The 23,842-nt window shown below is 72.7% G+C and carries 16 protein-coding genes, 3 pseudogenes and 1 riboswitch; of the genes and pseudogenes, 13 read left to right on the top strand and 6 right to left on the bottom strand.

Features of this window, described 5'->3' with window-relative positions:
* Nucleotides 1-6: 6 nt before the first annotated feature.
* Nucleotides 7-1,173 (bottom strand): ROK family transcriptional regulator, encoded by a 1,167-nt coding sequence (locus ACPPVO_RS24970; RefSeq protein ID WP_426513565.1) that lies wholly within the window; start codon nucleotides 1,171-1,173, stop codon nucleotides 7-9.
* A gap of 125 nt (nucleotides 1,174-1,298) precedes the next feature.
* Between ACPPVO_RS24970 and ACPPVO_RS24965 the strand changes: the two genes are divergently transcribed.
* Genes ACPPVO_RS24965 through ACPPVO_RS24955 form a run of 3 tightly spaced genes read left to right on the top strand, consistent with a single transcriptional unit; the run spans nucleotide 1,299 to nucleotide 6,755 of the window.
* A complete protein-coding gene (locus ACPPVO_RS24965) occupies nucleotides 1,299-3,383 on the top strand; it encodes an alpha-galactosidase (RefSeq protein ID WP_426513564.1) in 2,085 nt (694 codons plus the stop codon).
* Between the two features lie 10 nt (nucleotides 3,384-3,393).
* Nucleotides 3,394-4,359: an acetylxylan esterase gene (locus ACPPVO_RS24960; protein WP_426513563.1), complete on the top strand. Its 966-nt coding sequence runs from the start codon at nucleotides 3,394-3,396 to the stop codon at nucleotides 4,357-4,359.
* Nucleotides 4,356-6,755 (top strand): glycosyl hydrolase family 95 catalytic domain-containing protein, encoded by a 2,400-nt coding sequence (locus ACPPVO_RS24955; protein ID WP_426513562.1) that lies wholly within the window; start codon nucleotides 4,356-4,358, stop codon nucleotides 6,753-6,755. Before ACPPVO_RS24960 ends, ACPPVO_RS24955 begins: the two co-directional genes overlap by 4 nt.
* Here ACPPVO_RS24955 and ACPPVO_RS24950 read toward each other — a convergent pair.
* Nucleotides 6,729-7,094 carry a DeoR family transcriptional regulator gene (locus ACPPVO_RS24950; protein ID WP_426513561.1) on the bottom strand — a complete coding sequence of 122 codons (366 nt, stop codon included), beginning with the start codon at nucleotides 7,092-7,094 and terminating at the stop codon, nucleotides 6,729-6,731. The two genes, ACPPVO_RS24955 and ACPPVO_RS24950, sit on opposite strands and share 27 nt — an antisense overlap.
* 139 nt (nucleotides 7,095-7,233) lie before the next feature.
* On the opposite strand from ACPPVO_RS24950, the gene ACPPVO_RS24945 reads away from it, so the two are divergent.
* Nucleotides 7,234-9,666 (top strand): X2-like carbohydrate binding domain-containing protein, encoded by a 2,433-nt coding sequence (locus tag ACPPVO_RS24945; RefSeq protein ID WP_426513560.1) that lies wholly within the window; start codon nucleotides 7,234-7,236, stop codon nucleotides 9,664-9,666.
* 480 nt (nucleotides 9,667-10,146) lie between these two features.
* Here ACPPVO_RS24945 and ACPPVO_RS24940 read toward each other — a convergent pair.
* A pseudogene (locus ACPPVO_RS24940) lies at nucleotides 10,147-10,401 on the bottom strand (IS701 family transposase); the annotation flags it as partial.
* A gap of 258 nt (nucleotides 10,402-10,659) precedes the next feature.
* Here ACPPVO_RS24940 and ACPPVO_RS24935 point away from each other — a divergent pair.
* The 3 genes and pseudogenes from ACPPVO_RS24935 to ACPPVO_RS24925 form a co-directional block, all read left to right on the top strand.
* Nucleotides 10,660-11,103, top strand: a complete 444-nt coding sequence (locus ACPPVO_RS24935; protein ID WP_426513559.1) for a winged helix-turn-helix domain-containing protein — start codon at nucleotides 10,660-10,662, stop codon at nucleotides 11,101-11,103.
* The gene (locus ACPPVO_RS24930) at nucleotides 11,004-11,594 is read left to right on the top strand and encodes an IS630 family transposase (RefSeq protein ID WP_426513558.1); all 591 of its coding nucleotides are present in this window, start codon (nucleotides 11,004-11,006) and stop codon (nucleotides 11,592-11,594) included. The genes ACPPVO_RS24935 and ACPPVO_RS24930 overlap by 100 nt, the downstream gene beginning before the upstream one ends.
* Nucleotides 11,562-11,782: riboswitch (cobalamin riboswitch) on the top strand. (Overlaps the previous gene by 33 nt.)
* A 60-nt stretch (nucleotides 11,783-11,842) precedes the next feature.
* Nucleotides 11,843-12,827, top strand: a pseudogene (locus ACPPVO_RS24925) (hypothetical protein); the annotation flags it as partial.
* A gap of 168 nt (nucleotides 12,828-12,995) precedes the next feature.
* Here ACPPVO_RS24925 and ACPPVO_RS24920 read toward each other — a convergent pair.
* Together ACPPVO_RS24920 and ACPPVO_RS24915 are read right to left on the bottom strand one after the other, a co-directional pair.
* Nucleotides 12,996-13,661, bottom strand: a complete 666-nt coding sequence (locus tag ACPPVO_RS24920) for a response regulator (protein ID WP_426513557.1) — start codon at nucleotides 13,659-13,661, stop codon at nucleotides 12,996-12,998.
* Complete coding sequence (locus ACPPVO_RS24915; RefSeq protein WP_426513556.1) at nucleotides 13,658-14,779, bottom strand: sensor histidine kinase; 1,122 nt, start codon at nucleotides 14,777-14,779, stop codon at nucleotides 13,658-13,660. The genes ACPPVO_RS24920 and ACPPVO_RS24915 overlap by 4 nt, the downstream gene beginning before the upstream one ends.
* A 174-nt stretch (nucleotides 14,780-14,953) precedes the next feature.
* On the opposite strand from ACPPVO_RS24915, the gene ACPPVO_RS24910 reads away from it, so the two are divergent.
* The 3 genes from ACPPVO_RS24910 (at nucleotide 14,954) to ACPPVO_RS24900 (ending at nucleotide 17,267) form a co-directional block, all read left to right on the top strand.
* A complete protein-coding gene (locus tag ACPPVO_RS24910; RefSeq protein WP_426513555.1) occupies nucleotides 14,954-15,688 on the top strand; it encodes an ATP-binding cassette domain-containing protein in 735 nt (244 codons plus the stop codon).
* Nucleotides 15,685-16,737, top strand: coding sequence for an ABC transporter permease (locus ACPPVO_RS24905; RefSeq protein WP_426513554.1), 1,053 nt, complete (start codon nucleotides 15,685-15,687; stop codon nucleotides 16,735-16,737). Before ACPPVO_RS24910 ends, ACPPVO_RS24905 begins: the two co-directional genes overlap by 4 nt.
* Before the next feature lie 209 nt (nucleotides 16,738-16,946).
* Nucleotides 16,947-17,267, top strand: coding sequence for a hypothetical protein (locus tag ACPPVO_RS24900; protein WP_426513553.1), 321 nt, complete (start codon nucleotides 16,947-16,949; stop codon nucleotides 17,265-17,267).
* A gap of 283 nt (nucleotides 17,268-17,550) precedes the next feature.
* Here the strand turns inward: ACPPVO_RS24900 and ACPPVO_RS24895 are convergent.
* A pseudogene (locus ACPPVO_RS24895) lies at nucleotides 17,551-18,127 on the bottom strand (transposase); the annotation flags it as partial.
* Between the two features lie 262 nt (nucleotides 18,128-18,389).
* Here ACPPVO_RS24895 and ACPPVO_RS24890 point away from each other — a divergent pair.
* From ACPPVO_RS24890 to ACPPVO_RS24880, 3 genes are all read left to right on the top strand, one after another.
* A complete protein-coding gene (locus ACPPVO_RS24890; protein ID WP_426513552.1) occupies nucleotides 18,390-20,171 on the top strand; it encodes a choice-of-anchor D domain-containing protein in 1,782 nt (593 codons plus the stop codon).
* Nucleotides 20,172-20,222: 51 nt separating this feature from the next.
* On the top strand, nucleotides 20,223-20,708 hold the full coding sequence (locus ACPPVO_RS24885) for a hypothetical protein (protein ID WP_426513551.1): 486 nt from the start codon (nucleotides 20,223-20,225) through the stop codon (nucleotides 20,706-20,708).
* 70 nt (nucleotides 20,709-20,778) lie between these two features.
* The gene (locus tag ACPPVO_RS24880; protein ID WP_426513550.1) at nucleotides 20,779-23,724 is read left to right on the top strand and encodes a helix-turn-helix transcriptional regulator; all 2,946 of its coding nucleotides are present in this window, start codon (nucleotides 20,779-20,781) and stop codon (nucleotides 23,722-23,724) included.
* The last annotated feature ends 118 nt before the right edge of the window (nucleotides 23,725-23,842 follow it).

The raw sequence follows: 23,842 nt of genomic DNA, 5'->3' as shown, positions 1-23,842 counted from the left end.
TCCCGCTCAGGCGACGACGAGCGACTGGATGCTCACCGCGGCCGCGCCGCGGGCCCATTCCTCGAAGGGCAGCGGACGGATGGACAGTGGACAGTTGACGGCGGCGCCGAACGCCTGGCGCTCGAAGCCGGCGCGGATGTGCGCCTCGAACAGGTCGTAGGCGGCCAGCCCCTCGCCCGAGACGACGATGTGGGCGGGACCGACGAGGTTCGCAACGGCCGCGATCCCGGAGCCGATCGCGCTGCCGGCGCGGGCGAAGACCGCGCCGACCCGCTCGTCGCCGGCGCGGGCCAGGGCCACCGCGTCGTCGATGGTGAGCTCGGGAAGGCCGGCGGACTCCCGGGCCTGCCGGACGATGGCCTCCGTGCCGGCGATGGCCTCGACGCAGCCGCGGCCGCCGCAGTGACAGTCGGGGCCGCCGGCGTCGACGGCGATGTGGCCGACCTCGCCGGCCACCCCGAACGAGCCGGAGACCAGCCGGCCGTGCACGACCAGGCCGCAGCCGATGCCGGTGCCGACGGTGACCAGGGCGAAGGACTCGGCCCCGACGCCCTCGCCGAACCAGTGCTCGGCGGCGGTCAGCGCCTTGACGTCGTTCTCTACCGTGACGGCGAGGCCGGTGAGGCGGGCCGCCTGCTCGCCCAGCGGCACGTTGTACCAGTGCAGGAACGGCGAGTAGCGGACCTGGCCGGTGGTGCGGTCCACGTCGCCGGAGATGGCCAGGCCCATCCGGCGGGTGCGCGAGCGGTAGTCGCCGTGTTCGTCGAGCAGCCCGTCGACGAGCCGGCCGACGTCGGCCAGGACCCCTTCGACGCTCGGGTCGCTCAGCGGCAGGTGGGCCGCGGCCCGCACGTCCGCGCGGAGGTCGCAGACCACGCCGATGAGCTCGTCCGCGGTGATCTTCACGCCGACGAAGAACTCGCGGTCCGCCTGGACCGCGAGGGGGCTGGCCGGGCGTCCGGCGCCCTCCCCCGTCCGCTCGGTCGCGGGCAGCTCGTACAGGTAGCCCATGTCGATGAGCGGGCGCGCGGCCTTGGTGACGGCGGCGGAGGACAGCCCGAGCCGGCGCGCCAGGGTGACCCGGCTCAGCGGACCCTCGGTCAGCACTGCCGTGAATACCGCGGTTGCGGCCGGGGCCGCGGCCAGCGAGGTGGTACCGATCTCGGGAAACATAGGCGAAACGTAGAATCAATAATTAACTTCGTCAAGTATTGATTTCGCCCGCCACGCCGACCTACGCTCGGCGGCACTCAGCGGCCCCGCGGCCGCGCGCGCCGAACCGAGGACCTGATGCTCCCGTGCTGTTCGACCCCGCTCACCGCCTGTGGCTGCTGCGCGGCCCGACCACGTCGTACGCCGTCCGGCTCGCCGAGGACGACAGCGTGCGCCACGTCCACTGGGGTGCTCCACTGACACTAGCCCAGGCCACCCAGGTGGCCGAGCGCGCCGCACCGGCGGCGAGCAGCTTCGAGGCGGTGGCCGGGGTCGACGAGTTGGCGGTGGAGGGCGGCGCCCGGTTCGGCCCGCCCAGCCTGCTCGTGCGCTTCGCCGACGGCACCCGGGCCGTCGAATGGCGCTACGCGGGCCACGACGCCGACGGCGAGCAGCTGCGCATCCACCTGCGCGACCGGCACTATCCGCTGCGGGTGACCCTGCACTACCGGATGCCCGCCGGCACCGACGTGATCGAGCGGTGGACGACCGTCGAGAACCCCGACGACGGGGCCGCGATCACGATCCTGCGCTGCGACTCGGCCGCCTGGGCGGTTCCGCATCGCCCGGCGTACCGGATGAGCCACCTCACCGGCGGCTGGAACAGCGAGTTCCAGCTCCGGCGCACCGAGGTGCCCGTCGCCGAGACCGTCCTGACCAGCCGGCGCGGCATCACCAGCCACCACGCCAACCCGTGGCTGGCCGTCGACGACGGCACCGCCGGGGAGGAGCACGGCGAGGTCTGGAGCACCGCGCTGGCCTGGAGCGGCAGCTGGCGGATCACCCTGCACCGCGACCCGTTCGGCCGGACCACGTGGACGGGCGGCTTCGGCCACGAGGGGCTCAGCTGGTCACTCGCGCCCGGCGAGACGCTGCAGACCCCCGTGTTCGCCGGCCTCTACACGGCGGGCGGGTTCGGCTCGGCCAGCCGCGCCTGGCACGGCTACGTCCGTGGGCACGTGCTGCCCCATCCCGGCGAGACCCGGCCCGTGCTCTACAACTCGTGGGAGGCGACCGGCTTCAACGTCGACGAGGCCGGGCAGCTGGCCCTCGCGGCCCGTGCCGCCGCCCTCGGCGTCGAGCTCTTCGTGACCGACGACGGCTGGTTCGGCGACCGCAACAGCGAACGGGCCGGCCTCGGGGACTGGGTGCCCAACCGGGTCCGCTTTCCCGCCGGGCTGGGCCCGCTCGCCGCGCAGGTGCGCCTGCTCGGCATGCGCTTCGGGCTGTGGGTCGAGCCGGAGATGGTCAACCCCGACAGCGACCTCTACCGGGCGCACCCGGACTGGGTGCTGCACATGGCCAACCGCGATCGCACCGAGATGCGTCACCAGCTCGTGCTCAACCTGGCCCGCCCGGACGCGGCCGAGTGGACCCACGCGTGGCTCGACCGGCTGGTGCGCGAGCACCAGATCGACTTCCTCAAGTGGGACGCCAACCGCCCGTTCACCGAGGCCGGATGGCCCGGCCACGCCGACCCCGACCGGCTGTGGATCGGGCACACCCGCGCCGTCTACCGGATCATGGACCGATTGCGGGCCGACCACCCGGGGCTGCGCATCGAGGCGTGCGCCGGCGGGGGCGGCCGGGCGGACCTGGGCATCCTGGCCCGGACCGACCAGGTGTGGGCCTCGGACAACACCGACCCGGTCGACCGCATCGGCATCCAGCACGGGTTCAGCCAGCTCTACCCGGCCCAGGTCATGGGCGCGTGGGTCACCGACAGCCCCAACCCGGCCACCGCGCGGCGCACCCCGCTGCGGTTCCGCTTCCACGTCGCCATGGCCGGCGCCCTGGGCATCGGCGGCGACCTCACCGCCTGGACCGAGGACGAGCTGATGGAGGCCGCCGAGCTGGTGGCCGCGTACAAGGAGGCCCGAACGGTGATCCAGCACGGCACGCCCTTCCGGCTGCGCGGCGACGGCACGCTCACCGCGGTCGAGTACCGCCACGAGAACGAGCACGTCGTCCTCGCCTGGTGCCCCACCCGCCGGTTCGGCCACCAGCCCGCACCCCTGCACCTGGCCGCCGTCCAGGCCGACGCCGTCTACCGCAACCGGGACACCGGAGCCACCCATCCCGGCGCCCTGCTGCTGTACTCCGGGCTCCCCCTCGACCTGCCCCCGGGCGATCACGCCAGCGCCCTCGTACGCCTGCAACGACTGAGTTAGGAAGGACACCGTGGCCCACTTCGACCTGCCCCTCGAGCAGCTGCGCGCGTACCGCCCTCACCGCGCCGAGCCGGACGACTTCGACGCGTTCTGGCACGCGACGCTGTCCGCCGCGGCCGAGCACGACCTGGCGCCGCAGTTCACGCGCTACGACGCCCTGTTGCCCGGGGTACACGTGCACGATGTCCGGTTCGCCGGCCACGACGGACAGCGGGTGGCGGGCTGGTTCCTCACGCCCGCGACCTTCTCCGGGCCGCTGCCCTGCGTCGTGCAGTTCATCGGCTACGGCGGCGGCCGGGGCCGGCCGCACGAGTGGCTGCTGTGGCCCGCGGCCGGCTACGCGGTCCTCGTCGTGGACTCCCGCGGTCAGGGCGACGGGGACACCCCCGACCTGCCGGGCGGCGACACCCCCCACCACACCGGCCTGCTCACCCGCGGCGTGCTGAGCCCCGAGCAGTACTACTACCGCAGGCTGTTCACCGACGCGGTCCGGGCGGTGGACGCGGCTGCCACCCGCCCGGACGTGGACACCGACCAGATCATCGTCGCCGGCGCCAGCCAGGGCGGCGGCATCGCCCAGGCCGTCGCCGGCCTGCACCCCCGGGTCCGGGCCGCCCTCATCGACGTACCGTTCCTCACCCACTTCCGGCGCGCCACCGAGATTACCGACGCCTACCCCTACCGGGAACTGGCCGACTTCTGCGCGACGAACCGGGACCGGACCGAGCAGGTCTTCGACACGCTGGCGTACTTCGACGGCGTACACCTCGCGGCCCGGGCCACCGCGCCGGCGCTGTACTCGGTGGCGCTGATGGACGCGGTCTGCCCGCCGTCCACCGTCTTCGCCGCGTACAACCACTACGCCGGCCCGAAGGACATCACGATCTGGCCCTACAACGGGCACGAGGGCGGCGCCACGTTCCAGGCGCCGATCCAGCTGCGCTGGCTGCGCGACCTACTGGCAGGTGGGGCATGACCGGCGACCTCGTGCTGGCCTGGCCGCGGCCGGCGGCGAGCTGGTTCGAGGCGATCCCCGTCGGCAACGGCCGCCTCGGGGCCATGGTCTTCGGCGGCGTGCAGCGCAGCCGGTTCCAGGTCAACGACTCGACAGTCTGGTCCGGGACGCCGGCCGGCCCCGCGATCGGGCTGGCCGAGGTCCTCGCGGCGGGCGCGGGTCCGCGGCGGCTCGCCGAGGTGCGCCAGGCCATCCGCGGGGAGGACTACCGCCGGGCCGAGGCGCTGCTCATGTCGTTCGAGGGCCGCTACAGCCAGGAGTACCTGCCGTTCGTGGACCTGTCGATGTCGCTGGCCGCCGGACCGGGCGCGACCTACCGGGGCCGGACGCTGAACCTCGACACCGGCGTCGTCGCCGAGACGATCGACCTCGGCGACGGGCGCACCGTCGAACGGCGCACCTGGGCGAGCCGGCCGGCGCAGGCGCTGTGCGTCTCGGTCACGGTCGACGGCGGTACCGCGGACCTGAGCCTCGAGCTGTCCTCGCCCCTGCGCGTCGTGTACCGCGCAACGACCCCCGCGGGCATCGTCGTGGGCGTCGAGGTGCCCCTCGACGGCGCGCCGCGGCACGAGGAGGGCGTCAAGGATCCGCTGCGGTACGCCGAGCCCGGCACCGGCGGCTACGACCCGTTCGCCGCGGCCGCCGTCCGCATCGACACCGACGGCACCGTGGACGTGACCGGCGGCACCTGGTCCGTGCGCGGCATGACGCGCGCCCTCGTGACCCTGTCGAGCGCCACCGCCGCGGGCGACTTCTGGACGAACTCGCCACCCGCGGGCCGCAGACAGCACCTCGACGACGCGGCGCGGCGGGCCGCGGCGGCCCTCCGGACCCACGATTGCGACCTGCGTGACCTGCTCGGCGGCACGCGCCTCACGGTCGGGCCTCGCCGCGGCGGTACGCTCGACGTCGCCCGGGACGTCCTGGGCGGCACCGACGACGCCCTCGTCGCGACGGTCATGTTCCAGCTGGGCCGCTACCTGCTCGCGTCGGCGTCCCGCCCGGGCGGCGGCCCGCCGGCCAACCTGCAGGGCCTGTGGAACGCCGAGCTTCGCCCCGCCTGGTCGTCGAACTACACGCTCAACATCAACACGGAGATGAACTACTGGGGCGCCGAGCCCGCCGGCCTGAGCGAATGCCACCAGCCCCTGTTCGAGCTCATCGACCGTCTCGCGGTAACCGGGCGCGAGGTGAGCCGGCACCTCTACGGCGCCCGGGGCTGGGTGGCCCACCACAACACCGACATGTGGGGCTGGGCCCTGCCCGTCGGGATGGGGCACGGCAACCCCTCGTGGGCGATCTGGATGATGGGTGGCGTCTGGCTGACCCAGCACCTCTGGGACCACTTCGACTTCACCCAGGACACCGGCTTCCTGCGCGAGCGGGCCTGGCCGCTGATGCGCGGCTGCGCGGAGTTCTGCCTGGACTGGCTGGTCGACGACGGAGCCGGCCGGCTGGACACCATCCCCTCCACGTCGCCGGAGAACGCCTTCATCTCCCGCCACGGCACCGCCGAGTCCCTGTCGTACTCCACCACCATGGACATCGCGCTCATCCATGCCCTGTTCACGCGCTGCCTCGACGCGGCCGAACGCTTGGGACAGGCCGACGACCCGGTATGCCGGGAGATCCGCGACGCGCTGCCACGGCTGCGCCCACCGGCGATCACCGCCGACGGCCGGCTGCAGGAATGGGTCCACGACCATCCGGAGCAGGACCCCGTCCACCGGCACATGTCCCAGATGGTGACGGTCTACCCCCTCGGCCAGATCGACCCGGAGCTCACACCGGACCTCGCCGCGGCCGCCGCACGGCTGCTCGACTCCCGCGGGCCCGGCGCGATGGGATGGTCGTGGGCCTGGAAGATCGCGCTGCGGGCCCGGCTCGGCGACGCCCGGACGGCCCGGGAGCTCCTCCTGGAGGCGACCCGCCCGTTCGACGGCGACTCGACGACCGACGCGCCGGTCGACGGCTCGCGCTGGGGCGGCCTGCTGCCCAACCTCCTCAGCACCCACCCGCCGTTCCAGATCGACGGCAACTACGGGCTCATGGCCGCGATCCTGGAGCTGGTCGTGCAGAGCCACGGCGGCGTGATCCGCCTGCTCCCGGCCCTCCCGGCGCAGTGGCCCGACGGCTCGGCCCGGGGCGTGCGGTGCCGCGGCGGGTGGAGCGTCGACCTCGCGTGGCAGGGGGGCCGGCTCGCCTCGCTGACGGTCCGCGGCGGCCACCCGACCGGCACCCGGACGGCCGTGATCCGCCACGGCGGGCGAACCGTCGAGCTGGCCGTCCACGCGGGCGAGGAGGTCCACCTCGGAGCGGAGCTGGCTGAGCTAGTGCGATCCGCGACGAAGGCTTGACCGGTTACAAGCCGCGAGCGCCTGCCGGAGAATCGCCTGGACCGAGTCGAGGTCCCCGTAGCTGAGCTGGCGGGACAGTCCCGCGAGGTGCGCGCGGACCTCGACCAGTGCATCGCGCGGCGCGACCGGCCGGGTCGCGCCGCCCCGGATGCGCTGCAGGGCGCCGGCGCCGGCCAGGAGGCCCAGGTCGCGGTTGACCGTGGAGTTCGACGCGCCGGTGGCGTCGCGGATCTCGCGGGTGGTCACGTACTCCTGTTCGGCGAGCAGCCCCAGGATCTGCCGGTGGCGGCTCGCGGCCAGGACCGGTTCGTCGGGGTCGAACGGCGCGGCGGGCATCATCGTCCTCGCTTGGCGTTGCGGCAGTACCGGCCTGAGCCGCCGGGTGCCTGCTGATGCTGATGGTGCCGCCGAGCGTAGGTCCGCCGGTTCGCGGAAATCAATACTTGACGAAGTTAATTATTGCTTCTACGTTCCCGCTATGTTTCCGGACGCCGTGAGGTCACCGTTACGAACCCGTTCCGCGGCCGCCGTCCTGGCCGCCGCGCTGCTCGCGCTGACCGGCGCGAGCGCCCGCCCGGCGCAGGCCGCGCCGCCATCTGATCCGACGAGCCAGGCGCCGGCGACCGCCGACCCGTGGGCCACCCGGCCGTACATGGGCTGGAGCAGCTACAGCATGCAGGTGTACTCCGGGAACTCGAAGTGGATCACCGGCGACCAGCTCGTCCGGCAGTCCGACGCGATGCACGCCAAGCTGCAGCGGTACGGCTACGACTACATCAACGTCGATGCCGGCTGGAACGACGGGGTCGACGCCAACGGCCGGCCGAAGCCCAGCGCCACGCTCTACCCACAGGGTCTGCAGAAGGTCATCGACCACGTCCACGCGAACGGCCAGAAGTTCGGGCTGTACATGATCCCGGGCATCTCACCGGACGTCTACAACGCGAACCTGCCGATCGCCGGCGCGTCCGGCTGCACGACGCACGACATCGTCGCGCAGCCGCCGCGCCCCTCCGACTACTGGCACATCGGCTACAAGATCGACTTCTCGAACCCGTGCTCGCAGCGGTACATCGACTCGATCGTCGAGCTCTTCGGCCAGTGGGGCGTCAACTTCGTCAAGTTCGACAGCGTCACCCCCGGCTCCGGGGTGAGCGACCTGTCGCTCGACGCCCGCGACGACGTCGCCGCCTGGTCCTCGGCGCTCAAGGCCCGCAAGATCTGGTTCGAGCTGTCGTGGGCGGTCGACCCGAAGTACGCCGACTACTGGCGGTCCAAGGCCAACGGCTGGCGGGTCGAGTGGGACGTCGAGTGCTACTGCGCCAACGACGCGCTCACGAAGTGGGAGAACATCGCCCGGCTCTTCCCCGACGTGGCAGCCTGGTGGCGCAACGGCGGCAACGGCGGGTGGAACGACCTCGACTCGCTCGACGTCGGCAACGGCACCATGGACGGCCTGACCCGCGACGAGCGGCAGACCGCGACGACGCTGTGGGCGATCTCCGCCGCGCCGATGTACATCGGCAACGACCTGACGAACCTCGACTCCTACGGGCTGAGCCTGCTCACCAACCCGGAGGTGATCGGCGTCGACCAGGGCGGGACCCCGGCGCGGCCGGTCTCGACGGCGACGCAGCAGCAGGTCTGGTACGCGCTCAACGCCGACGGCAGCTACACCGTCGCGCTGTTCAACCTCGGCCGCACCGAGAAGGACGTCACGGCGAACTGGACGGACCTGGGCCTCACCGGCGCCGCCACCGTGCGCGACCTGTGGGCGCACCAGGACCTCGGCCGCTTCACCGGCCGGTTCACCGCCGCAGGGGTACCGATCCACGGCGTACGGCTGCTCAGGGTGACCCCGCAGCCCGGCGCCACCGTCGCCGTCAACGACGACGCCCTGCGGGTCGGCTACAGCGGCGAATGGACCCGCGACGGCGTCGCCGCCACCGCGCAGCCGCTCACCCTGACCGTGACCGACACCGGCACCCCCGCCCCGCCCTCGACGACCGGCCCGGTCCGCACGATCACCCACGACGACACCGACCCGGGCATCGCCTACGTGGGATCGTGGTCGCAGAGCACCGGCCGCGGGCTCGGCGACTACAGCGACGGCGTGCACTACACCGAGCGCGACGGCGACTCGTTCCTGTACACCTTCCAGGGCACCGGCGTCTCCTATCTCACCGAGCTGGACACCTCGCAGGGCAACGTCGACATCTACATCGACAACCAGCTCATGAAGACCGTGAACACCGGCCGCGACCCGGGCCAGCCCCGCCTCGCGCAGCAGACCGTGTACACCGTGAACGACCTGCCCAACGGCAGCCACACGCTCAAGGCCGTCAAGAAGTCCGGCGCCTTCATGCTGCTCGACCGGATCGACGTGCTCCAGCCGAGCCTCATCGACCCGCCGACGGCGTCGTTCGACACGAAGGCCCCGGCGGACGTGCAGGTGCGGCTCCTGCGCAGCGGCAGCGAGCTCACCGGCGTCTCGCGCGGCGGCACCGCCCTCAGGCAGGGCACCGACTACACCCTGTCGGGTTCGACCGTGACCCTGCGCTCGGCGTACCTCGCCGGGCTCCCGCTCGGCGCGGCGCAGCTGGACTTCGCGTTCCGCGGCGACTACCTCGACGACGTGCACGCCACCACGCACAACGGCGACGCCGTCTCGTACACCTTCCGGGGCACCGGCCTCGACTGGATCACGGCCACCGCCCCCGACCAGGGCCTCGTCGACATCTACATCGACGGCAAGCTCGCCAAGCGCGTGGACACCCACGGTGACGCACGGGCAACACAGCAGCAGGTGTACAGCGTCGCCGGTCTCGGCAACGGGCAGCACACCTTCCGGGCCGTGAAGGCGTCGGGCGATGTGATGCGCACCGACGTCATCCGCTACACGACCCGATGATCCGCAGGAGGGCCGGACGCCACCGCGGCGTCCGGCCGTCCACCGCACCTTCGGCGACGTCCGACCGACCTTCGAAGTGCGGCGAGTACGAGTCCGAACGTGCCGTAGAGCGCGCTCGTGTGGCTGAGCCGGGCGGAGACGAATCGTGCGCCTACGGTCTGCAATGCCATCCAGGCGGTCCCGGCGATCAGCCCGCCGGCGACGACTTGGCGCACGGACAGCGAGGTGTTCCAGGTGCCGAGCCGGGAGGAGCACATGCGCCGGCACTCCCATCGGGCGACCGGTTTCGAGGTCGAGGCGGAGCGCCGGGCGTACACGCTCGCCGCGACCGCTCCCGAGGTCGCGCACCTGCTGCCGGCCGGTGCCCGCTCGGGGCACCCGCTGCCGGCCGGTGCCCCCCGAACGAACGTTGAGCGGCGGTCAGCCGGGCAGGATCGCGGAGTACTCCCGCGGCAGCTGCGCCACCGTGTCGCGGTACTCCTTCTCCACCACGTAACCGCGCACATCGTCGCGGACCGCGTCGCGGTCCCAGCCAGGGCTGCACAGCAACTCCTGCATACCGTCCGGCGAACCATCACCAGCCTGCTCCGCCAGGGTCCACCCATTACGCCGTTCCAACGGCGCCAACAACCCCCGCACATAAGCGAACGCTCGCTTCCGCGGCTCCACCCGCCCGAACCGCCCCGCGACCAGCGCGAACAGATCCTCAAGCGCAGCGTTCCACGACTCCACCACCCCAACACTGACCACAATGGATACTAGCGATCCACGACCGACCACTACAAAACGCCGTCGCAGTATTAAAGATCTTTCGATATTGAGGTGAGTCGTTGCGGGCTGATCGTGTTGCCGGGTACGAGAATCGGTGGCATGTCGGTCTCTGCACAGCCGGCGGGTCGGCGTGGTGCCGCTCGTCTGGATGTTGATGTGTTGCGGCAGCGCCGGATTCGGGCGGCGGAGTTGTTCGAGGACGGCGCGCGGCAGGCCGATGTGGTGACGCAACTGGGGGTCTCTGCGCAGACCGCGTCGCGGTGGCATCGGGCGTGGCGGGCCGGCGGCCGGGAGGCCCTGACCGGCGCGCAGCGACTGGGGCGTACGCCGCGGCTGTCGGACGAGCAACTGTCCGAAGTGGAGTCGGCACTGCTGGCCGGGCCGAAGGCCAGCGGGTTCGGCACCGACCTGTGGACCCTCGCCCGGGTGGCGGACGTGATCGAACGGGTCACCAGCGTGCGGTACGGGCCGACGCAGACCTGGACAATCCTGCGGCAGCGCCTCGGCTGGACCCGGCAGCGCCCGGCCCGGCGGGCCGTCGAACGGGACGACGCAGCGATCGAAGCGTGGGTCAAGCAGGACTGGCCCAGGATCAAAAGGGGGCCCGGCGACGGGGAGCGTGGATCTGTTTCCAGGACGAGAGCGGCTTCTCGCTCCTGCCCGTAGTCCGCGGCACCTGGGCACCGCGCGGGCAGACACCCGTGTTGCGGCACCGGTTCTCCTGGTCGCGGATGTCCATGGCCGGTGTGCTGGCCTACCGGCCCGACCGCTCCCGGGCCAAGCTGATCTTCCAGACCAAACCCGGCAGCTACAACACCGAAAGCCTCATCACGTTCCTCACCCAGCTGCGCCGGCACCTGCGCGGCAAGCCGATCGTGCTGATCTGGGACGGGCTGTCCGCGCACCGGTCCAAGGACATGAAGGCATGGCTGGCCACCCAGCAGCACTGGCTGACCGTCGAAGCACTGCCCGGCTACGCCCACGACCTCAACCCCATGGAACTGGTCTGGGGCAACCTCAAAGCCACCGAACTGGCCAACCTGTGCCCCGACATCCTCAACGACGCCGACACCGCCGTCCACACCGGCCTGCACCGGATCGGCAGCAGCTACCAACTGTGCTTCAACTTCCTCGACCACACCGGCCTACGTCTCTGACCATCACTCAAATACCGAAAGATCTTTAAGAGGGAATCCGGTGCAGAACCGGGACTGCCCGCAGCGGTGAGTGGGAACGAAAGCCGTCAACAAAGCACTGGGCCACACGGCCTGGGAAGCGACGGCCGGTAGGTGACCTTTCGGTCGCGCCCACGAGTCCGAAGACCTGCCCGCGCTGCGCACACCGCCGGTGTGCGCCGCCGACGACCTCTCGGGCGGGTCAGGGCGGAAGCGGTACGGCCGCCCTTTTGGGCCGTATCCCTGCCTCCCTCCTTCCCGAGCGCCGTCGGGCACTTCGAGGGAACGAAACGTCTGGTGGCTCCTGCATTCGGGCAGAGCACCGTGCTCGGCTACCCACGCATCGGCGGGAACCGGGAACTGAAGACAGGCCGTCGAGGCGTACTGGGCGGCCGGGAAGATCGACGCCGCCGCGCTGGGACAGACCGCGGCCGGGTTGCGGGCCGAGGTCTGGCAGACGCTGCGCGACGCCGGGGTTGGCCGCGATCCCGTCCAACACGTTCTCGTACTACGACCACGTCCTGGACACCGCCGTCGCCGTCGGCGCGGTCCCGGCATGCTTCGCCCGGCTCGGCCGGTCCGAGCTGGACACATACTTCGCGATGGCCCGCGGCGTCGACGCCGAGCCGGCGCTGGAGCTGACGAAGTGGTTCGACACCAACTACCACTACCTGGTGCCGAGATCGGCCCGGACACCGCGTTCGCGGCCAATCCGGTCAAGGCCCTCGGCGAGATCGCCGAGGCCGCCGCCCTGGGCATCGCCACCCGGCCGGTGCTGCTCGGCCCGGCCACGTTTCTGCTCCTGGCCAAGGGCGAGGACCCGTTCGCCCGCCTCGACGACCTCGTCGAGGTCTACGCGCAAATCCTCGCCGTCCTGGCCGCCACCGGCGTCGCCTGGGTACAGCTGGACGAGCGCGCCTACGTCGCCGACCGCACCCCGGAGGAGATCGACGGGCTACGCCCGCCTACACCCGCCTTGGCGAGCTCACCGACCGGCCGCAGATCTTCGTCGCCACGTACTTCGGCGACCTTGGTGACGCTCTGTCGGCGCTGCTGGCCAACTCGGTCGAGGCGATCGGTGTGGACCTCGTCGCCGGGCCCGGCAACCTCGACCGGCTCGCCGCCGCAGGCCACTCCCCGCGCGTGCCGTCCCACGAGGAGGTCGTCCAGGCGCTGCGGCGAGCAGTCGCGGCCGTCCCGGCCCGACGCCTGTGGGTCAATCCCGACTGCGGCCTGAAGACCCGCGGCTATGCCGAGGTCGAGGCGTCACTGTTGCACTTTTGTCGCGGCCGTCGCCGAGGTCCGCGCGAGCTGATCGTCCGCATTCCCGGGCGGTCGCGCGTCGCTGCGGCGGGCCGGCACGTTCAGCCCGAAGTGACCGCGTCAGTCGGTCGTCGGGCGGACCAGGCCGGTGTTGTACGCGGCGATGACGAGCTGGGCCCGGTCGCGGGCGGCGAGCTTCATCAGCAGCCGGCTGACGTGGGCCTTCGCGGTGGACAGGCTGACATGCAGGTGCGCGGCGATCTCGGCGTTGGACAGGCCGAGGCCGACCAGGGTCAGCACCTCCCGCTCCCGGTCGGTGGTGTTGTCCAGGTCGGCGACCGGCTGCCGGCCGGGCTCCGGGCGGCGGACGAACTCCTCGATGAGCCGCCGGGTGACGCTCGGCGCGAGCAATGACTCGCCGGAGGCGACGACGCGGATCGCGGTGAGCAGGTCGGCCGGGCGGGTGTCCTTGAGCAGGAAGCCGCTGGCGCCGTTGCGGAGGGCGGCGAAGACGTACTCGTCGACGTCGAACGTGGTGAGGATGATGACCCTCACCGCGGCGAGGTTCGGCCGGGTGCAGATCTGCCGGGTCGCCTCGATTCCGTCCAGGCCGGGCATCCGGACGTCCATGAGCACGACGTCGGGCCGTTCCCGGGCCGCGAGGTCGACCGCGTCGGCGCCAGTGGCGGCCTCGCCGACGGCGGTGAGGTCGGGCGCGGTGTCGACCAGGACCCGGATGCTGCCGCGGACCAGCGTCTGGTCGTCGGCGACCACCACGCGGATCACGCGGCCTCCGCCCGGGGGATCGCGAACGTGGCGACGACCTGGAAGCCCGGGCGGTCGGGCGACGGGCCGGCCTGCAGGGTCCCGCCGTACATGCGGGTCCGCTCCCGCATCCCGGTGATGCCGTGGCCGGCAGCGGCGGCTCCGCCCCGTCCCTCGTCGCTCACCCGCACCGTGACCAGGGACGGGCCGCGGTCGATGCACACCCGGCAGCGATCGGTCGCGGCGTGCTTGATGACATTGGTGACGGCCTCCTGCACGACACGATAAGCGGCCAGATCCACGCCGGCGGGCAGCCCGCCCGGCTCGCCGGTGACCTCCAGGGCGACGTGGACGCCGGCGGTGGCGGCCTGGGCGACCAGCGCCGGCACGTCGGCGAGGCCCGGGGCCGGCCGGGCCGGTTCCTCCGGATCGCGCAGCACCCCGAGCAGCGCCCGCATCTCCTGCAGCGCGGCCCGGCTCATCTCCTCGATGGAGGCCAGCGCCCGGCGCGCCTCCTCGGGGCGTTCGGCGGCCACGTGGTTGGCCACACCGGACTGCAGCGCGATCACGCTCATCGAGTGGGCGACAACGTCGTGCAGCTCGCGCGCGATCCGCAGGCGCTCGTCGGTCAGCCGGCGCTCGGCCCGCTGCTCGTTGTGCAGGCGCTGATGCTGTACCGCATAGCCGATGACCCACGCGATCGACACCAGCAGCGCGCCCTCCAACAGCGATCCGACCCGGTTCGGGCCGGGCCGGGCCAGCGGGGCGGCGACGACGCCGACCGCGCCGGCGAGCAAGGTGCCGGCCAGCACCCACAGCGCCACGCGGCGGGGGAAGCGCAGCGGGATCAGGTACATCACGAAGGCGACCACCACCCACGGCAGCGGGAACGCGCCTGCGCCCAGGGCGACCGGCCCGGCGAGCAGCGCGACGCCGAGCGCGACCACTGGCCGCCGGCGCCGCAGCGCCCCGGCGGCCAGCGCCGCCGCCAGGCCGGCCCAGAACGCCCAGGATGGCCCCTGCGGCCCGGCCGCCGCCCGCGTCGGCACCGCGGAGCCGACCAGCAGTACCAGCGCGGTCACGCAGTCGATCGCAACCCACTGCGCGGCGCTGAGGCGATCGGTCGGGTGGAGCCGCATACGGATCACGCTAACGCCCCGCGCGGTTCGGTGTCGTCGGACCACGGACCGATGCCGTGGGGTGTACTCCAGGCTGAACGGCGGCGCGAAAGTCCGGACCCGGGCCCGACGACGGGCGCAGCGCCCGCGGCGCACGGTGGTACCGACGACACCGACGGCAAGGAGGACCCCACGATGACGGCTGCCATCGACGCCCGCGGCCTGGGCAAGCGCTACCAGGGCCGGTGGGCCCTGCAGGAATGCACGATGTCGATCCCGGCCGGGCACGTGGTCGGGCTCGTCGGGCCCAACGGCGCCGGCAAGAGCACGCTGGTGAACCTCGCGGTCGGGCTGCTCGCCCCGACCGGTGGCACCGTGCGCGTGTTCGGCGGGCCGCCCGGGGCGAGCCGGGCCCGGATCGGGTTCGTCGCCCAGGACGCGCCGCTGTACGCCGGGCTGTCGGTCGCCGACCATCTCACCCTGGGCGCGCGGCTCAACCCCGCCTGGGATCCGGCGTACGCCGCCGGCCGCGTGCGGCGGCTGGGACTGGACCGCCGCCGGCGGGCCGGGCGCCTGTCCGGCGGGCAGCGCGCGCAGCTCGCGCTGACGCTGGCCCTGGCCAAGCGCCCGGACCTGCTCGTGCTCGACGAACCGGTGGCCAGCCTCGACCCGCTGGCCCGGCGCGACTTCCTCGACGACCTGGCCGGGGCGGTCGCCGCCCGGGCCGCGAGCGTCGTGCTGTCCTCGCACCTCGTGACCGACCTGGAGCGGATCTGCGACCACCTGATCGTCCTCGGCGCCGGCCGGGTGCAGCTGGCCGGGCGCATCGCCGACCTGCTCGCCACCCGGCCGGACGGCACGACGCTGGAGGACCTCGTCCTGACCACGCTGCGCCGAGTCCGGCCCGCCGAAACGGAGACCATCGCATGATCTGGCTGACCTGGCGACGGTTCCGCGCCCAGGCCTGGGCCGCGCTCGGCGGCCTGGCCGCGCTCGTCGCCGTCCTCGCCGTCACCGGGCCGCGCCTCGCCCATCTGCACGCAAGCAGCGGCCTGGACACCTGCGCCGCCGCCGGCGACTGCACCGCCGCGCAGCGCGCGTTCGCCGCCGGGGTCAAGGCCGACGACGTGTACCCGCTGGTGTTCTTCGCCGGGATCGCGCTGGTGTACCTCGCGCCGGTGCTGATTGGCCTGTTCTGGGGGGCGCCGCTGCTCGCCCGGGAACTCGAGGCGGGCACGCTCCGCCTGGTGTGGACCCAGAGCGTCGGCCGCGTCCGCTGGCTGGCCGTCATGCTCGGCCTGGCCGGCGGGGCCGCGTTGCTGGTCACCGCCCTGCTCAGCTGGGCGATCACCCGGTGGTCCGGCCCCATCGACCACGCCGACGGCCTGCCCGGCGCGGACCAGGGCCTCGACCTGCCCAACCGGTTCATACCGCTGCTGTTCGGCGCGCGCGACCTCGCCCCGGTCGGCTACGCCGCGTTCGCCTTCACCGTCGGCGTCGCCGCCGGCGCGCTGGTGCGCCGGACCGTCCCGGCCATGGCGGTCACGCTCGCCGTCCTCGCCGCCGTGCAGCTGATCGTCCCCACCGTCGTCCGCGAGCACTACCGCCCCGCGCAGACCGCCCTGGTGCCGCTCACCCTCGATGCTGGCAAGCCCCAGGCGATCACGATCGACGGCGGGAGCCTGACGGTGTCCACCCCGGTCAGCATCCCCGGTGGCTGGATCGTCTCGGTCCGAACCGTCGACCCGGCCGGCCGGCCGTTCACCGGGCCGGCCCCGGCGATCTGCCTCGACCGGGCCAGCACCCCGACCGCCTGCGACGACGCGATCAACCAGCTGCACCTGCAGCAGCTCGTCGCCTACCAGCCCGGGACGCGCTACTGGCAGTTCCAGTGGTACGAGACATCCGCCTACGTGCTCCTGGCGCTGTTGCTGTCGGGCGCCCTGCTCCGCAACGTCCGGCGCCTACGCCCGGTCTGAGGCGCCCGGACGCACGGCGACGTCCTCCTGTGGGCCGGGGGCGCCGGTGTTCAACTCGGCACCAGATGTATTTCCAACCGTCGATCAATTGTCCTGCGCATGGAATCGCGTTTTCGGGCCGGGCTTCTCGGCGCCGTCCTGGCGCTCGCCGGGGAGCGGTCGTCTCGGGTGGTGGGGCGGCCGGTGCGGCCACACCGTCGCAGTTCACGGTGGTCAATGGGGCAATCTGGACCGCCACCGGTACACCGGTGCCCGCCTCCGGCACGCACGCCTCGCTCTGGGCCAACTCCAGCTACGCCACCACCACGATCCAGGGCGCGGGGCGGGTGCAGATCGGGGACATAGGCGACAACTGCGAGGGGTGGCCCACCGTCGATGTGACCGTCGCCGGGCGCACCACGATCGTCAGCGCCACGCAGTACGGGACGTATCGGGTCGGTCCGGCCTGGCCGGCCGGCATCCACGACGTGAAGATCCAGCTCGTCCGGTCAGGATGCCGAGCCGGACGCAGCTGCCGGCGTTCGCGGTAGCGCGCAGGGTTCACGGTCGCCGCGCCCGACCGTCCACTCACGACAGACCGGGGTTACGCGCCGTCGCTACAGTCCTCCGGACGGCGGCGCCAGGAGAGCCGCCACGCGCCGTACGGTTGCGGAGCCGTCGAATCCAAGGCCGTCCGGGTCTAATACTGCAACGGCACTTGGGTTCTTCGTTGCCAGTGACATTGCTGGGCTTGCCACCGGCGGCGGCGTCGGAACAGTGACCAGGCGATGGTGTGGTCGTTGTCTGGGTGGCGGCTGTTGAGGAGCGCGCCGATCAGGCGGCGGGCTTCGGGGACGGTGATCGCGATGAGCTGGTCACGGTTGGTGCTGGTTCCCCTTTTTGGTGTTCGGCGGCGCGGACTGCGGCGAGCCAGGCCAGGGCGAGCATCGATGGGTGATGTGGCGTACCAGCCGCGCCAGGTGCGGACCTGGTAGTGGTCCAGGCCGGTTTCCTGTTTGGCTTGCTTGAAGCATTCCTCGACTGGCCAGCGGCGGCCGGCGACCCAGGTCAGGGTGGCGAGGGTGGTGCGCCGCGGGGCGTAGCAGATGTAGTAGGCGATCTTGGTTGGGTCGGTGATGCTGCGTCTGGCGAGGAGCCAGTGCCCGCGCCCGGGTGTCCACCACGGCCGGATCGGCAACGCCCGCCCCGCCACACTGGCATACGCCAGGAACACGCCAATCTGGCAGTTGCCGATCTTGCCGCTCGTCCCGGTGTACTGCCGCTGCACTCCCGCCGAGGTCCTGCCCTTCTTGACGAATCCGGTTGCGTCGACGACCAGCACCCCGCGAGGATCGCCGATCGCCGCGAGCACACCCGAACGAACCTCGTCACGGACCGCCGCACGGTCGAAACACGGACTGCACAACAACCCCTATCCGCCCGACTGAACCAGTGCGAGAACCCCAAGAAGTACTCCCGAAAATCCTCGTCCCAGCCCTCGACCTGCTCAACCGTCACCACACCCGGCAAGCGACCCACAACCACACGAGGTAGCGACCCGCCGTTGCAGTACTAAGGCGGCCGCCGGGCCGGAATACGGCAGGTGCCTCATGTGCGCCGGGCCTCCTTAGGCGCACGGTGGAGCGGTATCCGGGGTATCGATGGGAGCGATCATGATTGAGTGGCAGCCGCGGCGCCGCGCGGCTCGGCACGGGCGAGCGGCCGGCACGGTCCTGTGCCTCGTCGCCGGCATCCTGGCCGTCGCGGCGGGGCGGGCGGACGCGGCGAGCCTGGCGCCCCAGGTGTACCTGGACGCTCGCACCGGCGCCGACACCAATGCCTGCACCGCCGCCGCGCCGTGCGCGTCGCTCGGCCGGGCGCTCGCGAGGGTCGCACCGGGCGGCGTGATCCGGCTCGCCGCGGGCATCTACGCCGGTACGACGGTGGTGCCCGCCGGGTCGAACGTGACGATCGCGGGCGCGGGCGCGACGACGACCTCGCTGCACGGCATGCTGGCCGGCACCGTGCTCACCGTGCCGGCCACGGCGACGGTCCGGCTCGTCGACGTCACCGTGTTCGGCGGCAAGAGCGCCGGGGACGGCGGTGGCATCGCGAACCGGGGGGACCTGACCCTGCAACGCGCCCGGGTCAGCTTCAACAACGCGGTGCGCGGTGCCGGCGTCTTCAGCGACGCCGGCAGCCGGCTCACCGTCGTGGACAGCCGCGTCGACACCAACCAGGCCGGCGCCCCCGACCAGACCGGCGTCGGCGGGGGCATCTTGTTCGCCGGCGGCACGCTGTCGGTCAGCGGTTCCACCGTGGATGACAACACCGTGCTCGCCGGGGGCCGAGGGGCGGGCCTGACCGTGGCCGATTCGGTCACGGCGAGCATCACCAACTCCACCATCACCCGCAACCTCGGCGCCGAGCGGGGCGGCGGCATCGAGTCGGGCGGCGCGCAGCTGACGCTGCGGCATGTCACCATCACCGCCAACAGCGGCCGGACCGCGGGAAACTTCTTCATGGGGTGGACGACCGTGCTCGCCTCCGTGATCGCCGACAACACGGGTCAGAACTGCGTCCGGTACATGTACGCCGACAACGGCAGCGCATACGACGTCGCCACCGACGACACGTGTCAGTTCCTGCGGAGCTCGACGGTGACCGCGCCCGCGAACGTCACCGGCACCCTGCAGGACAACGGCGGCTCGACGCCGACGCACCTGCTGCCCTACGACAGCGCCGCGCGCGGTGCCGTCCCGATCGGCAGCGGTCTGTGCGAGGGCACCGACCAGCGCGGCCGGCCGTGGCGCAGCCCCGGCGCGAGCGGCTGCGACGCCGGCGCGGTGCAGTCCCCGCCGGACCTGCAGCCGTCCGCCGCCGAGCTGGACTTCGGGATGCACGGCGTCGGCGAGCACGCCACCGCGACCGCCACCGTCACCAACGCCGGCCCCGCTGCGGTCCGGCTGGGCACGGTCACCGCCACCGCGGGCTACCAGGTCACCGGCCGCTGCGACACCGACGCGGTCGCACCCGGTCAGAGCTGCGCCCTCCAGCTGCAGCTCACGACGGTCCTGGGGCCCTCCGAGGGAACCCTGAACGTCGACTACTACGACGCGGAGACCCGCCACACCGTGACGATCTCCCTCGACGGCGCCGGCACCGACGTGCCCGTCAACGTGACCCCGCCGGCCATCACCGCCGAGCCCCACCCCGGCGTCACGGTGGCCGCCGACCCCGGCCGATGGGCCGGCCTGCAACCGATGGACCTGCGGTACGAGTGGTGGCGCTGCGACAACGACGGCGCCGACAACTGCACCGAGCTGCTCGGCACCGAAGCGACCTACACCCCGACCGACGCCGACCTGTACTGGCAGCTCCGCCTGAAGGTCATCGCCGGCAACGCGGCCGGGGTGCGGGCGGCCGACGGCACCGGCCGGATCGTGACCGCCTGACCCGCACCGCCGGATCGTCCTGTTCCCACCCACCATCCACAAGGGAGTGTCATGAGGAAGTCATCGGCCGTGGTCGCGTCGGCGACCGGCATCGGCGCGCTGCTGGCCGGGGCCACCGCGTACGCCGCCTTCAACACCGTCACCTCGGTCAGCACGACGCACCAGGCGGCGACGGTGACGCCGCTGACGGTCGTGTCGACCGACACCGACTACGAGGGCGACCAGACCGCGCTCTGGCCGGGCCACCCCGCCGACGTGCTGATCACGGTGGCCAACGCCAACGAGGTGCCGGTCAGGATCGTGCACATCAACACGGTCCAGTGGGCCCCCAGCCCGTCCTGCAAAGACCTCGGCTACTACGAGATCCGCACCAACGACCTGGCCACCGGCCAGATCGTGCCGGCCCGCACCGCGAGCGGGCCCGGACAGCTGACGCTCCGGCTGGCCGGTGCGGTCACCCTCTCGGCCACGGCACCCGACAGCTGCCAGGGCACCAAGGTGACCGTCAACTGGACGGTCGCAGGCGAGACCGCATGAGCCTCGTCGCGCGAGGATGAGTCCTTTGTCCGATAGTGCCGTGGTACGGATCGGCAATAGGGTATTTGCCGTGAGCCACGAACTGGTCAGCCCCGTCCTGGTCGGTCGCCGCGACGAGCTGGTCCGGCTGCGGTCGCTGCTCGACCAGGCGATCGGGGGCGAGCCGGCGGTGGCGCTGCTCGCCGGTGAGGCGGGTGTCGGCAAGACCCGGCTGGTCCAGGAGATCACCCGGGTCGCGTCCGAGCGTGGGGTGCGGGTGCTCAGCGGCGGCTGTGCGGAGCTCGGCGGGGAGGGCGTTCCGCTCGCGCCGCTGGTCGACGTCCTGCGTGCGGTGGCGCGCTCCACCCCGGCCGACGATCTGGACCGCTGTTTCGGTGCGGCCCGTCGTGAGTTCGCGCGGCTGTTGCCGGAGCTGGATCCGCAGGCCGCGGGCGCGCCGGTGCGGGAGGGCTCGGCGGCGCAGTTGCGGGAGCACGTCCTGGCGCTGATCACGCGGCTCACGGCCGGGCGGCCGATGCTGCTGGTCGTGGAGGATCTGCACTGGGCCGACCGCTCCACCCGGGACCTGGTGGTGTTCCTGGTCCAGACGCTGCGCGAGCTGGGTGTGCTGCTGGTGCTGACGTACCGCTCCGACGAGCTGCACCGCCGCCATCCGCTGCGCCCGGTGGTCACCGCCTGGGAACGGGTCCGGATCGTCGAACGCATCGACGTGGAGCGGTTCAGCCGGGCCGAGGTCGCCGCCCAGCTGCACGCGATCCGGCATAGCGCGCCGACCGCCCAGTTCATCGATGTGGTGTTCCGGCGGTCGCAGGGCAATGCGTTCCTGGTCGAGGAGGTCCTGGCCGCCGCGGACGGCGGTGCCGGCGCGGGCGACATCTCGCCGTCGCTGCGCGATGTGCTCCTGGCCCGGACCGAGACCGTGTCCGACGCGGCCCAGCGGGTCCTGCGAACGGCCGCCGCAGCCGGTCCGCGGGTGGCGGACCGGCTCCTCGCGGCGGTGGCCGGGATGCCGGAGTCCGAGCTGTATCCCGCGTTGCGGGAGGCGGTCGAGCACCACCTGCTCGTGGTCGACGACAGCGGTCGCGGCTACACGTTCCGTCATGCGTTGACCCGTGACGCGCTCTACGACGACATGCTGCCCGGCGAGCGGGTCCGGTTGCACACCGCCTACGGCGAGGCTTTGTCGCACGATCCGAAGCTGCTCGACGATGACCGCGGCGTCGCGGCGACCCTGGCGCATCACTGGTACGCCGCGCTGGACCTGCCCCGGGCCCTGTCCGCGTCGGTGCAGGCGGGCCGGCAGGCCGGCGCCGGGTACACCCCGGCCGAGGCGTTGCGCCACCTGGAGCGGGCGTTGCAGATCTGGCCCCGGGTCCCCGACGCAGCCGAATGCGCCGGCCTGGACTGGACCCATCTGAGTCTCCTGGCCGCCGAGGCCGCGTGGGGCGCGGGCGAGTCCGGCCGTGCGCTGTCCATCGTGGACCAGGTGCTGACCGACAGCGGGCTCGTCACCGACCCGCTGCGCCGCGCCCAGGTGATCGAGCGCAGGGCCAACGTCCTGCGCACGCTGGGCCGGGACGAGGAGGCCGCCGGCCAGCTCCGCGAGGCGCTGGCGCTGCTGCCGGCCCAGCCGATGACCACCACCCACGCCGTGGTGCTGGCGTCGCTGGCCAACTCCCTCATGCGCATCGACGAGGTCCGGCAGGGCCAAGAGATCGCCCGCAGCGCGGTGCAGGCGGCCGTTGCGGCCGGCGCACCCGCCCAGCAGGCGGACGCGCTGATCACCCTCGGCAGCGCCTCCGCCTACCTGGGCGATCCGCAGTCCGGACTCGCCGCGTTGCGGGACGGGCTCGCCCTCGCCGACCGCCTCGACCTGCACCAGGTGGCGCTGCGCGGCTACACCAACCTGTCGGACTGCCTGGAGCTGCTGGGCCGGCACGCCGAGGCCGCCGAGATCGCCACCGCCGGCATCACCCTGGCCACCCAGGTCGGTCACGCCCGCTCGATCGGGGCGATGCTGGTCGGCAACCTGGCCGAGCCGCTGCTGCGGATCGGCCGTTGGCGGGAGAGCCTCGATCTGATCACCGAGTCGCTCGCCGACGACCCCGACGGCGTCTTCGCCAGCGGGCTCCTACTGCTCCGCGGCGAGCTGCGGCTGTGGCAGGGCGACGCCGACGCGGCCGCCCACGACGTCCGGGAGGCCCGCCGCCAGCTCGGCGGCGGCACGGAGATCCAGTTCACCGCCCCGATGGTGTACATCGAGGCCGAGCTGGCCCGCGCCCGCGGCGACCTCGACGACGCCCGGGAACGCGTCCGGGCCTCGCTGGCCGGGCCGGTCACCGGTTTCGGGGTGCGGTACGCGTGGCCCCTGCTGTGGCTCGGCCTGCGCATCGAGGCCGACGCCGCCACGCCCGGCGCCGCGGACAGCGCCCGGCGGCGCGAGACCCTGCACGCCCTGGCCGGCGCGCTGCGGGCCGGCACACCACCCGCCCGGGCCTACCAGTCCCTGATCGCCGCCGAGACCGCACGCCTCGACGGCCGGGACGAGGTCGGCGCCTGGCGCGCCGCGGCCGCCGCGACGGAGGCCGCCGAAGAGGCGTATCCCCGCTGCTACAGCCTCTTCCGCCTCGCGGAGGCCGAGGCCGCCGACCCGACGACCGGTCCGGAGGCGGCCACCGCCACCGCGGTGCGGGGGCTGCGCCTCGCCGTCGAACTGGCCGCCGGCACCGCCGACGACATCCGCGCCCTGGCCCGCCGCGCCCGCCTGCGGATCGAGCCGCCCGCGCCCAGCCCGTCCGCGGCTCGCTCCGACCTCCCGATCCAGCTCACCGGCCGGGAACGCGAGGTCCTCGCCCTGGTCGTGGAGGGCCGCTCCAACGGCCAGATCGCCGGCGAGCTGTACATCAGCCCCAAGACGGCCAGCGTCCACGTCTCCAACATCCTGGCCAAACTGGGCGTCTCCACCCGCACCGAGGCCGCCACGGTCGCCCACCGCAACGGCCTGCTGAGCACCTGACCGCCTAGTGCGGCAACGGCACGCAGCAGCGCACGAGTCGACACGCCAAGTGCCGTTGCAGTACTAACAAGTCCTAACAGAATGATCTAGGGACTTCCGTCCTTTGTGGACGATGATC

Origin of the sequence: Dactylosporangium sp. McL0621 (assembly GCF_049995355.1) — a bacterium.
Classification (GTDB): Bacteria; Actinomycetota; Actinomycetes; order Mycobacteriales; family Micromonosporaceae; genus Dactylosporangium.
Note: the sequence above shows the minus strand (reverse complement) of the source record. Positions and strands in the feature narration are given on the sequence as shown.

What these genes read in the sequence shown, in the direction of transcription:
- ACPPVO_RS24890 (WP_426513552.1), top strand. Translation starts at nt 18,390, where the DNA reads ATGATTGAGTGGCAGCCGCGGCGCCGCGCGGCTCGGCACGGGCGAGCG.
- ACPPVO_RS24885 (WP_426513551.1), top strand. Translation starts at nt 20,223, where the DNA reads ATGAGGAAGTCATCGGCCGTGGTCGCGTCGGCGACCGGCATCGGCGCG.
- ACPPVO_RS24915 (WP_426513556.1), bottom strand. Translation starts at nt 14,779, where the DNA reads ATGCGGCTCCACCCGACCGATCGCCTCAGCGCCGCGCAGTGGGTTGCG.
- ACPPVO_RS24950 (WP_426513561.1), bottom strand. Translation starts at nt 7,094, where the DNA reads ATGATGCCCGCCGCGCCGTTCGACCCCGACGAACCGGTCCTGGCCGCG.
- ACPPVO_RS24910 (WP_426513555.1), top strand. Translation starts at nt 14,954, where the DNA reads ATGACGGCTGCCATCGACGCCCGCGGCCTGGGCAAGCGCTACCAGGGC.
- ACPPVO_RS24955 (WP_426513562.1), top strand. Translation starts at nt 4,356, where the DNA reads ATGACCGGCGACCTCGTGCTGGCCTGGCCGCGGCCGGCGGCGAGCTGG.
- ACPPVO_RS24905 (WP_426513554.1), top strand. Translation starts at nt 15,685, where the DNA reads ATGATCTGGCTGACCTGGCGACGGTTCCGCGCCCAGGCCTGGGCCGCG.
- ACPPVO_RS24970 (WP_426513565.1), bottom strand. Translation starts at nt 1,173, where the DNA reads ATGTTTCCCGAGATCGGTACCACCTCGCTGGCCGCGGCCCCGGCCGCA.
- ACPPVO_RS24945 (WP_426513560.1), top strand. Translation starts at nt 7,234, where the DNA reads ATGTTTCCGGACGCCGTGAGGTCACCGTTACGAACCCGTTCCGCGGCC.